Annotated in this window: 8 protein-coding genes; all 8 read right to left on the minus strand. The window is 62.2% G+C overall.

The genetic code is table 11. The features are described 5' to 3' along the window. Positions 1-9: 9 nt before the first annotated feature. The gene (locus tag ACIQUI_RS23145) at positions 10-273 is read right to left on the minus strand and encodes a lipopolysaccharide assembly protein LapA domain-containing protein (RefSeq protein ID WP_403203003.1); all 264 of its coding nucleotides are present in this window, start codon (positions 271-273) and stop codon (positions 10-12) included. Between the two features lie 19 nt (positions 274-292). After that, entirely contained in the window at positions 293-589 is a 297-nt protein-coding gene (ihfB, locus tag ACIQUI_RS23150) for an integration host factor subunit beta (RefSeq protein ID WP_403203005.1), read from the minus strand. 570 nt (positions 590-1,159) lie between these two features. Beyond that, complete coding sequence (gene rpsA, locus ACIQUI_RS23155) at positions 1,160-2,836, minus strand: 30S ribosomal protein S1 (protein WP_003252673.1); 1,677 nt, start codon at positions 2,834-2,836, stop codon at positions 1,160-1,162. 124 nt (positions 2,837-2,960) lie between these two features. Further along, positions 2,961-3,647: a (d)CMP kinase gene (gene cmk / locus ACIQUI_RS23160; RefSeq protein WP_403203007.1), complete on the minus strand. Its 687-nt coding sequence runs from the start codon at positions 3,645-3,647 to the stop codon at positions 2,961-2,963. Continuing rightward, a complete protein-coding gene (locus tag ACIQUI_RS23165; protein WP_403203043.1) occupies positions 3,644-5,851 on the minus strand; it encodes a bifunctional prephenate dehydrogenase/3-phosphoshikimate 1-carboxyvinyltransferase in 2,208 nt (735 codons plus the stop codon). The genes cmk and ACIQUI_RS23165 overlap by 4 nt, the downstream gene beginning before the upstream one ends. A gap of 197 nt (positions 5,852-6,048) precedes the next feature. Continuing rightward, a complete protein-coding gene (gene pheA / locus ACIQUI_RS23170; protein WP_403203009.1) occupies positions 6,049-7,143 on the minus strand; it encodes a prephenate dehydratase in 1,095 nt (364 codons plus the stop codon). After that, complete coding sequence (serC, locus tag ACIQUI_RS23175) at positions 7,143-8,228, minus strand: 3-phosphoserine/phosphohydroxythreonine transaminase (RefSeq protein WP_403203011.1); 1,086 nt, start codon at positions 8,226-8,228, stop codon at positions 7,143-7,145. The genes pheA and serC overlap by 1 nt, the downstream gene beginning before the upstream one ends. Positions 8,229-8,499: 271 nt before the next feature. Continuing rightward, positions 8,500-11,265 carry a DNA gyrase subunit A gene (gene gyrA, locus ACIQUI_RS23180; protein WP_391125013.1) on the minus strand — a complete coding sequence of 922 codons (2,766 nt, stop codon included), beginning with the start codon at positions 11,263-11,265 and terminating at the stop codon, positions 8,500-8,502. Positions 11,266-11,627 lie beyond the last annotated feature (362 nt).

Genomic DNA, 11,627 nt, shown 5'->3' on the forward strand with positions numbered 1-11,627 from the left:
GAAATTTCCTTAGTTGCCGCTGAGAGCTGCCTGCCGGGCAGACGCCCTGATCTTGCGCTTGCTGCGCTGCACGCCGTAGGCACCCAGCAATGGCCCGACGGCCAGGCCAACGACCAGTGCTGCCAGTACCAGCACGGCAACCGGCACTTCTGGCGCAGCCCAGCCGAACAGGACCAACGATACAGCCTGCTGGTTCTCCAGCACGAAGAACAGCACCACAGCCGCCAACAGCAGCACGAATACCGCCGCCAGGGCGCGCTTGAGGTTACGCATCAGATTGCTCCTAGGTTGATCAGGCTTCGGCCTCGTCTTCTTCATTGACCCGGTCACGCAGCTCTTTGCCGGGCTTGAAGTGCGGCACGAACTTGCCGTCGAGGCTGACCGACTGGCCGGTCTTCGGGTTGCGCCCAACGCGAGGGGCACGATAGTGCAGCGAGAAGCTGCCAAAACCGCGGATCTCGATGCGATCGCCGGTAGCCAGGCATTGCGACATCTGTTCAAGCATGGTCTTGATGGCCAGCTCTACGTCCTTGGGCGAGAGCTGCCCCTGATGGGTGACAATACGTTCGATCAGCTCCGACTTCGTCATATTTTTCCCTTCGTTATCAAGCAGCTAGATCATTGCTTAACCAGTTTGTAGCACGCCGGGAAGGATTTGAACAGGGTGGTTCTTGACTTAATAAAAAAAATCAAGATTGAAGTTTTGCAAGAATGGTCTAGCCGAAGGGGGTGCGGGACTGGCCTGATTGCGTCCGACGTGCAGAATGCACCGCCTGAGAGACCGAGCGCCGCCCGCGCGGCGCTTCGCGGGGCAAGTCGGATCGCCGCACCGCCGCTCCCACATTTGTTGCAACGTGCCGAACCTGTCAGGCCATAGTTGACAGCCTTGTTGGCCCACCTCGATTTGGAGATAGACACTGCTGCCGCCTCACCTGTCTCAAGACATGCACCAAGGCGGGCAACGCCTTTCCAACAGGCATGGCCACGTTGCAACAAATGTGGGAGCGGCGGTGCGGCGATCCGACTTGCCCCGCGAAGCGCCGCGCGGGCGGCGCTCGATCCCCCAGACAACAAATCCCTCAAGGCGAACACCCCACCGCCATAAGACCACAAAAAAAGGGCGACCCGAGGGTCGCCCTTTTTACCGATCAAACAGAACTCAGTTCTGCTTGGCCATTGCTTCGCGCAGCAGCGCAGCCATGGTGGTGTCGGCAGCAGCTTCCGGAGCGTTTTTCAGGCTCTGGATAGCTTCGCGCTCTTCAGCGTCGTCTTTCGATTTGATCGACAGGCTGATAACGCGGGACTTGCGGTCAACGCTGATGATCTTGGCTTCGATCTCTTCGCCTTCCTTCAGAACGTTACGCGCGTCTTCAACGCGGTCACGGCTGATTTCGGAAGCTTTCAGAGTGGCTTCGATGTCGTCGGCCAGGGTGACGATGGCGCCTTTTGCGTCAACTTCTTTCACGATGCCCTTGACGATAGCGCCCTTGTCATTGACAGCAACGAAGTTGGAGAACGGATCGTCTTCCAGCTGCTTGATGCCCAGGGAGATGCGCTCGCGCTCGGGGTCGACCGACAGGATGACGGTTTCCAGCTCGTCGCCCTTCTTGAAACGACGTACGGCTTCTTCGCCGGTTTCGTTCCAGGAGATGTCGGACAGGTGAACCAGGCCGTCGATGCCGCCGTCCAGACCAATGAAGATACCGAAGTCGGTGATCGACTTGATGGTACCGGTGATCTTGTCACCCTTGTTGAACTGGCCGGAGAAGTCTTCCCATGGGTTGGACTTGCACTGCTTGATGCCCAGGGAGATACGACGACGCTCTTCGTCGATGTCCAGAACCATGACTTCCACTTCGTCGCCAACCTGAACGACTTTCGACGGGTGGATGTTCTTGTTGGTCCAGTCCATTTCGGAAACGTGTACCAGACCTTCAACGCCTTCTTCCAGCTCAGCGAAGCAGCCGTAGTCGGTCAGGTTGGTAACGCGAGCTTGTACGCGAGTACCTTCTGGGTAACGGGCAGTGATAGCTACCCACGGATCTTCGCCCATTTGCTTCAGACCCAGCGAAACGCGGTTGCGCTCGCGGTCGAACTTCAGAACGCGTACGTCGACTTCGTCGCCAACGTTAACGATTTCCGATGGGTGCTTGATGCGCTTCCAGGCCATGTCGGTGATGTGCAGCAGGCCGTCGATACCGCCCAGGTCCACGAATGCGCCGTAGTCGGTGAGGTTCTTGACGATACCTTTGACTTGCTGGCCTTCCTGCAGGGTTTCCAGCAGGGCTTCGCGCTCGGCGGAGTTCTCGGCTTCCAGCACGCTGCGACGCGAAACAACAACGTTGTTGCGCTTCTGGTCCAGCTTGATGACCTTGAATTCCAGCTCTTTGCCTTCGAGGTGGGTGGTGTCGCGCACTGGGCGGACATCAACCAGGGAGCCCGGCAGGAACGCACGGATGCCGTTAACGTCGACAGTGAAGCCGCCTTTAACCTTACCGTTGATAACGCCCTTGACCACTTCTTCGGCGGCGAAAGCTGCTTCCAGAACAATCCAGCACTCGGCGCGCTTGGCTTTTTCACGGGACAGTTTGGTTTCGCCAAAGCCGTCTTCTACCGCGTCCAGCGCAACGTGAACTTCGTCACCGACCTTGATGGTCAGTTCGCCAGCTTCGTTGTAGAACTGCTCGAGCGGGATGACACCCTCGGACTTCAGGCCAGCGTGTACGGTAACCCAGTCGCCGTCGATGTCGACAACGATACCGGTGATGATGGCACCCGGCTGAAGATTGAGGGTTTTCAGGCTTTCTTCAAAGAGTTCTGCAAAGCTTTCGCTCATTTTAATTCCTGTAGATTCGGGCGAAACAAACGCCCCTCGCCACATTCCAGACAATGTGGGTCTGTTTTAAGTAAAGGAAAGCCGGCAAGACGTTGACTGGTGAACCTGCCTGCTCTCCTGGCTATCAGAGAAGGTCGCGCTGGGCGATCTCGCTCCTGATACGTTGCAACACCTGCTCGATGGACAACTCGGTAGAATCCAACTGAATGGCATCGGCCGCTGGTTTCAGCGGGGCCACTGCACGTTGGGTATCGCGTTCATCACGCGCACGAATCTCATCCAGCAGACTCGACAGACTAACATCTTCACCCTTGCCCTTCAACTGCAGGTAGCGGCGACGTGCGCGCTCCTCCGCGCTGGCGGTGAGGAAGACCTTCAACGGCGCGTCCGGGAACACCACGGTGCCCATGTCGCGGCCATCGGCGATCAGCCCCGGCGCTTCGCGGAACTCGCGCTGGCGCACCAGCAGGGCATCACGCACGGCCGGCAGCGAGGCCACCATCGACGCACCGGCGCCGACGGTTTCGGTGCGGATGACGTTGCTGACGTCCTCACCCTCAAGGATGATCTGTTGCAGCTTACCGGGCTCGGCAGCAATGAACTGCACATCCAGATGGGCGGCAAGCTTGGTCAGCAGCTCTTCGTTGGTCAGGTCGACGCCGTGGTTGCTGGCGTTGAACGCCAGCAAGCGGTACAGCGCGCCGGAGTCCAGCAGCTTCCAGCCCAGCTCGCGGGCCAGCAGGCCGGCGACCGTGCCTTTGCCCGAGCCGCTTGGCCCGTCGATGGTGATGACTGGCGCCTGCGAATTCACGACTTGCCCTCTTCCGCCACGCGGATACCCACTTCAGCGCACAGCGCCAGGAAGTTGGGGAACGAGGTGGCGACGTTGGCGCAGTCGTGGATACGGACCGGCGCGCTGGCGCGCAGCGAGGCCACGCTGAAGGCCATGGCGATACGGTGGTCACCGTGGCCATGCACCTCGCCACCGCCCAACTGGCCGCCGTCGATGATGATACCGTCCGGGGTCGGTTCGCACTTGATGCCCAGGGTGATCAGGCCGTCGGCCATCACCTGGATACGGTCGGACTCCTTCACCCGCAGCTCTTCGGCACCGCGCAGCACGGTACGCCCTTCGGCACAGGCAGCGGCCACGAACAGCACCGGGAATTCGTCGATGGCCAGTGGCACCAGCTCTTGCGGGATGTCGATACCTTTCAGCTTCGCACCGCGAACACGCAAGTCGGCCACCGGCTCGCCGCCGACTTCACGCTGGTTTTCCAGGGTAATGTCGCCGCCCATCAGGCGCAGGATGTCGATGACACCGGTACGGGTCGGGTTGATGCCGACGTGCTCCAGCACCAGCTCGGAGCCTTCAGCGATGGACGCCGCTACCAGGAAGAATGCCGCCGAGGAAATGTCGGCCGGCACTTCGATGCGGGTGGCGGTCAGCTTGCCGCCAGACTGCAGCGAAGCCACCGGGCCATTGCTGTCGACCGAATAGCCGAAACCGCGCAGCATGCGCTCGGTGTGGTCGCGGGTCGGTGCCGGCTCGGTAACGGTGGTCTTGCCTTCGGCGTACAGGCCGGCCAGCAGCAGGCAGGATTTGACCTGGGCGCTGGCCATTGGCAGCGTGTAGGTCAGACCCTTGAGTTTGTGGCCACCGCGAATGGTCAGTGGCGGGCGGCCTTCGGGGCCGGTCTCGACCACCGCACCCATTTCGCGCAGCGGGTTGGCCACACGGTTCATCGGGCGCTTGGACAGCGAGGCGTCACCGGTCATGGTCACATCGAACGGCTGGCCGGCCAGCAGGCCCGACAGCAGGCGCATCGAGGTGCCGGAGTTGCCGACGTACAGCGGCCCGGGCGGCGGCTTGAGGCCGTGCAGGCCAACACCATGAATGGTTACGCGACCGTGGTTGGGGCCTTCGATGACCACACCCATGTCGCGGAATGCCTGCAGGGTCGCCAGCGCGTCTTCACCTTCGAGGAAGCCTTCGACTTCGGTGGTGCCTTCGGCCAGCGAGCCGAGCATGATCGAGCGGTGGGAAATCGACTTGTCGCCCGGTACACGAATGCGCCCGTTCAGGCGGCCACCCGGTTGGGCCAGGAAAATCAGATCGTTGGCGTTCATAGCGTCCACATAGGCCCGGCGGGCCAGGATTTTACTGAAATGCTCGCGGGCAACCCGTGCGCGGGTGAATACACCCAGCAGCTGGTGCCCATCCCCTTCAGCGATCGCGTCGCGCAAGGCGTCGAGATCGCTGCGATATGTATCTAGCGTGCGCAGGACAGCGTCGCGGTTGGCGAGGAAGATGTCATGCCACATGGTCGGGTCGCTGCCGGCGATTCTTGTGAAATCGCGGAAGCCTCCCGCAGCGTACCGGAAGATCTCGAGGTTTTCATTGCGCTTGGCCAGCGAGTCGACCAAGCCAAAGGCCAGCAGGTGCGGCAAGTGGCTGGTGGCGGCCAGCACTTCGTCGTGGCGCTCGACCGACATGTGCTCCACATCGGCACCCAGCGCACGCCACAGGCGGTCGACCAGGGCCAGCGCGGCGGGGTCGGTTTCGGCCAGCGGCGTGAGAATGACCTTGTGGCGGCGGAACAGGGTGGCGTTGGAGGCCTCTACCCCGCTCTGTTCGGAACCGGCGATGGGGTGGCCGGGAACGAAACGCGGCAGGCGCTGACCGAAGACCGCGCGCGCCTCACGCACGACATTGCCCTTGGCACTGCCGACGTCGGTAATAATCGCGTTGCCGAGGTCGAGCCGGGCCAGGCGTGCCAGGACCTTTTCCATGGCCAGGATCGGTACGGCCAACTGGATGACATCGGCGCCCACGCAGGCGGCGGCGAGGTCTTCTTCACAGCGGTCGACCACGCCCAGGGCCACGGCCTGCTTGCGCGAGGGTGCATCCAGGTCGACACCGACCACCTCGCGGCACAGGCCGCTTTCACGCAGGCCTTTGGCGAAGGAGCCACCGATCAGGCCGAGGCCGACCACCACCAGGCGGTTGATGATTGGCGCGGGTTTGGTTTTTGCTGCATTTACCACTGGTGCGAACCCTGTTCAGAAATCTAGACAGCCTGTTAGGGCCATTGGGGCCGCAGCGCGGCCCTTCGCGGGCATGCCCGCTCCCACAGAGATCGGCATCACCCGCTGCCTGTGGGAGCGGGCGCGCCCGCGAAGGGCTGCAAAGCAGCCCCGAAGGCCTTGAATCAAAGCACTGCCTTTGGATAAGACCCCAGCACCTTCAGCGCCACAGCCTCCTGGCTGATCTGCTCCAGCACCGCTTTGATCAGCGGGTCGCGGTGGTGGCCTACGAAGTCGATGAAGAACACGTAGGTCCACTTGCCACTGCGCGACGGGCGGGTCTCGATGCGGGTCAGGTCGATGCCGTTCTCGTGGAACGGCACCAGCAGCTCGTGCAGCGCACCTGGCTTGTTGCTCATCGAGACGATGATCGAGGTTTTGTCGTCGCCGGTCGGCGGCACTTCTTGCTGGCCGATCATCAAAAAGCGCGTGGAGTTGTCCGGGCGGTCTTCGATCTTTTCGGCCAGGCGGGTCAAACCATACAGGTTGGCCGCCATGTCACCGGCGATCGCCGCCGAATTCCACTCGCCCTTGACGCGCTTGGCCGCCTCGGCATTGCTCGATACCGCCACGCGCTCTACGTTCGGGTAGTGCGCATCCAGCCATTTGCGGCACTGGGCCAACGACTGGGCGTGGGAGTAGATGCGGGTAATGCTGTCGGTCTTGGTGTTCTCGCCTACCAGCAGGTGATGGTGGATGCGCAGCTCGACTTCGCCGCAAATCACCATGTCGTGCTCAAGGAAGCTGTCCAGGGTGTGGCTGACTGCGCCTTCGGTGGAGTTTTCCACCGGCACCACGCCGAAGTTGACGGCGCCGGCCGCCACTTCGCGGAACACTTCATCGATGGCCGCCATCGGCCGGCTGATCACCGCATGGCCGAAGTGCTTCATGGCCGCAGCCTGGGTGAAGGTACCTTCAGGGCCGAGGTAGGCGATTTTCAGCGGCTCTTCAAGGGCCAGGCACGACGACATGATTTCGCGGAACAGCCGCGCCATCTCTTCGTTGCCCAGCGGCCCCTTGTTGCGCTCCATCACGCGTTTGAGCACCGCGGCTTCACGCTCGGGGCGGTAGAACACCGGCTTCTCGCCTTCTTTCAGCGAGGCCGTCTTGACCCGGGCTACTTCTTCGGCGCAACGGGCGCGGTCGCTGATCAGCTCGAGGATTTTCTCGTCGAGGCTGTCGATGCGCACGCGCAGCGCCTTGAGCTCCTGTTCGGACATCAGCCGTGCTCCTTCTCGAATTCAGCCATGTAGCCAACCAGCGCTTCAACTGCCTCCAGGCCCAGGGCGTTGTAGATGGAGGCACGCATGCCGCCCACCGAACGGTGGCCCTTGAGGTTGAGCAGCCCGCGGGCATCGGCACCGGCGAGGAAGGCCTTGTCCAGGCGCTCGTCAGCCAGGCGGAACGGCACGTTCATCCACGAACGGACGTTGACGCTGATCGGGTTGGTGTAGAAATCGCTGTTGTCGATAAAGCCATACAAGCGCTCTTTCTTGGCGCGGTTGCGCTGCTCCATGGCATCGACGCCACCCTGCTCTTTCAGCCACTCGAAGACCAGGCCCGAGAGGTACCAGGAATACGTGGCCGGGGTGTTGTACATCGAACCGTTGTCGGCCGAAACCTTGTAGTCGAGCATGGTCGGGCAGCTGCTGCGGGCATGGCCCAGCAGGTCTTCGCGCACAATCACCACTACCAGGCCGCTAGGGCCGATGTTTTTCTGCGCGCCGGCGTAGATCAGGCCGAACTGCGACACATCGATGGGGCGCGAGAGGATGTCGGACGACATGTCGACTACCAGCGGCACGTCACCGGTTTGCGGCACCCAGTCAAACTGCAGGCCGCCGATGGTTTCGTTGGACGCATAGTGCACGTAGGCGGCGTTCTTGCTCAGGTTCCACTCGTTCTGGCCCGGGATGGCCAGGTAGTCGTAGGGCTTGGCGCTGGCAGCAACGTTGATGTTGCCGAAGCGGCGCGCTTCCTCGATGGCCTTTTTCGACCAGATGCCGGTTTCGATGTAGTCGGCAGTGCCGTTTTCCGGCAGCAGGTTCAGCGGGATTTCGGCGAACTGCTGGCTGGCGCCGCCCTGCAGGAACAGCACCTTGTAGTTGGAGGGGACGGACAGCAGGTCACGCAGGTCCTGCTCGGCCTTTTCGGCGATGGCCACGTAGTCGTCGCTGCGATGGCTCATTTCCATCACCGACAAGCCCTTGCCGTTCCAGTCCAGCATCTCGGCCTGGGCGCGCTGCAACACAGCGTCAGGAAGCGCGGCAGGGCCTGCGCAGAAGTTAAAGGCTCGTTTGCTCACATCCACTCTCGCTCTGCCAAATAGAACAAAATCATTACTTGCGTACCACGCACCGCTTTTTGTGGGAGCGGCCTTGTGTCGCGAAAGGGGCGCGAAGCGGCCCCCGCATTCAGCGTCAACGCATAAATTGCCGGGGCTGCTTTGCAGCCCTTTCGCGACACAAGGCCGCTCCCACAAAAAGCAGATCCCACAATCTAGCGGGCCAGGCATTGCCTGCAGTTATCAGTCAAACGGGGCGACCTTGGTCGCCCCGTTCGGGTTTTACACTTGCTTACTCCTGCGGCGCCTCTTCGGCACCCGCAGCCTCATCATTGTCTGGCGCTTCGGCCTCGACGCCCTCCTCGTCCGTCTCGATCACATCATCGAGTTCGTCCTCGGACGGCTCCTGGATACGCTCCAGGCCCACCAACGTCTCGTCAGCCGCCAGCTTGATCAGCGTAACACCCTGGGTGTTACGGCTCAGGCTGGAAACCTCACCAACCCGCGTGCGCACCAGCGTGCCCTGGTCGGAGATCAGCATGATCTCCTCGCCTTCCTGTACCTGGATGGCACCGATCAGCAAGCCGTTGCGCCCTTTGGTACCCATGGCGATAACGCCCTGGCCACCACGGCCGCGACGCGGGAACTTGGACAGCGGGGTGCGCTTGCCGAAGCCACGCTCGGAAGCGGTAAGGATCTGCGAACCGGACTCCGGGATCAGCATGGAAATGATCTGCTGACCTTTACCCAGCTTCATGCCACGCACGCCACGGGCAGTACGGCCCATTTCGCGCACTACGCTTTCGGCGAAGCGGATGACCTTGCCGGCGTCGGAGAACATCATGACTTCCTTGGCGCCGTCGGTAATGGCCGCGGCAATCAGGGTGTCACCTTCTTTCAGCTTCAGGGCGATCAGGCCGTTGGAGCGCGGACGGGCGAACTGCACCAGCGGGGTCTTCTTGACGGTACCGGAGGCGGTGGCCATGAAGATGTACGCGCCGGTCGGCTCTGCAACCCACTCAGGCGTGTCGCCGTCTTCTTCGTCGACTTCCTCGGGCTCTACCAGCTCACCCTCGAGCACGGTGTCTTCAGCGTCTTCCAGCTCTTCGTCGAGGTCGGCGTTCTGCTGCAGCGCTTCGAGGTCGATCTGCAGCATGGCGGTGATGCGCTCACCCTCCTCCAGCGGCAGCAGGTTGACCAACGGGCGACCACGGGCAGCGCGGGACGCTTCAGGGATTTCGTAGGTTTTCTTCCAGTACACCTTGCCCTTGCTGGAGAACAGCAACAGGGTGGCGTGGCTGTTGGCGACCAACAGGTGCTCGATGTAGTCCTCGTCCTTCACGCCGGTAGCCGACTTGCCTTTACCGCCACGGCGCTGGGCCTGGTAGGCCGACAATGGCTGGGTCTTGGCATAACCACCGTGGGAGATGGTAACCACGCGCTCTTCTTCCGGGATCATGTCGCCGTAGTTGAGGTCGTGGCTGGCATTGAGGATTTCGGTACGACGGGCATCGCCGTATTCGGCGCGGATGGCTTCCAGTTCTTCGCGGATCACTTCCATCAGGCGCTCGGCGCTGCTGAGGATGCGGATCAGCTCGCCGATCTGCTCGAGGATTTCCTGGTACTCGGCCAGCAGCTTCTCGTGCTCCAGGCCGGTCAGGCGGTGCAGGCGCAGGTCAAGAATGGCCTGGGCCTGTTCCGGCGACAGGAAGTACTTGCCATCGTGCAGGCCGTACTGCTCCGGCAGGTCTTCAGGGCGGCAGGAATCGGCGCCCGCGCGCTCGACCATGACCTGCACGGCACTGGACTCCCAAGGCGTGGAAACCAGGGCTTCCTTGGCTTCGGACGGCGTCGGCGAGGCCTTGATCAGGGCGATGACCGGGTCGATGTTGGACAGCGCAACCGCTTGCCCTTCAAGGATGTGGCCACGCTCGCGGGCCTTGCGCAGCTCGAACACGGTACGGCGGGTCACCACTTCACGGCGGTGACGGACGAACGCTTCAAGCAGGTCCTTGAGGTTGAGCAGGCGCGGACGGCCGTCGATCAGGGCCACCACGTTGATGCCGAATACGCTCTGCAGCTGGGTTTGCTGGTAGAGGTTGTTGAGCACCACCTCCGGCACCTCGCCGCGACGCAGCTCGATGACGATGCGCATACCGTCCTTGTCGGACTCGTCGCGCAGCTCGGTGATGCCTTCGATCTTCTTCTCTTTTACCAGCTCGGCGATCTTTTCGATCAGGCGCGCCTTGTTCAGCTGGTACGGCAGCTCGGTCACGACGATCTGCTGGCGGCCACCGACCTTGTCGATGTCTTCGACTTCGGAACGGGCGCGCATGTAGATGCGGCCACGACCGGTACGATAGGCCTCGATGATGCCCTGGCGACCGTTGATGATACCGGCAGTCGGGAAGTCCGGGCCCGGGATGAACTGCATCAGCTCATCGATGGTGACTTCCGGGTTGTCGATCAGCGCCAGGCAACCGTCGATGACTTCACCGAGGTTGTGTGGCGGGATGTTGGTCGCCATGCCCACGGCGATACCGCTGGAACCGTTGACCAGCAGGTTGGGAATACGGGTCGGCATGACCGCCGGGATCTGCTCGGTGCCGTCGTAGTTGGGCACCCAGTCGACGGTTTCCTTGTGCAGGTCGGCCAGCAGCTCGTGAGCCAGCTTGGTCATGCGCACTTCGGTGTATCGCATGGCTGCGGCGTTGTCGCCGTCCACCGAACCGAAGTTGCCCTGGCCGTCGACCAGCAGGTAGCGCAGCGAGAACGGCTGGGCCATACGCACGATGGTGTCGTAGACCGCAGTGTCGCCGTGCGGGTGGTACTTACCGATCACGTCACCGACCACACGGGCGGATTTCTTGTACGGCTTGTTCCAGTCGTTGCCCAGTTCGCTCATCGCATAGAGAACGCGACGATGCACGGGCTTCAAGCCGTCACGCGCATCGGGCAGCGCTCGCCCGACAATCACGCTCATCGCGTAGTCGAGGTAAGACTGTCTCAGTTCGTCTTCGATATTGACCGGGAGGATTTCTTTGGCCAGTTCGCCCATGAGAAGCCTGATTCCTTTTTCTGGTGAAACTTCGCAGCTCCATCAAGGGCCGAACGAAGCTCGCCGCCGCAGCGCATAAGGGTGCGACGACTTACGACAAATCAATGAGTTGTGCCATGGATCTGCGCAATGAAGGCCGCCATGCTGGGCGGTCTTGGAAACTGCCGGATGTTATCACAAAGGCGGGGGCGGTGGGGAGATGTGGCAGGCTGCCAGAAGCGGGTTTAAATCCTGGCATTTTCACTGGCTTCTTCGCGGGGGGGGGGGGGGGGGGGGGGGGGGGGGGGGGGGGGGGGGGGGGCGGGGGGGGGGGGGGGGGGGGGGGGGGGGGGGGGGGCGGGGGGGGGCGGGGGGGGGGGCGT

Origin of the sequence: Pseudomonas sp. NPDC090592 (assembly GCF_044769185.1) — a bacterium.
Classification (GTDB): domain Bacteria; phylum Pseudomonadota; class Gammaproteobacteria; order Pseudomonadales; family Pseudomonadaceae; genus Aquipseudomonas.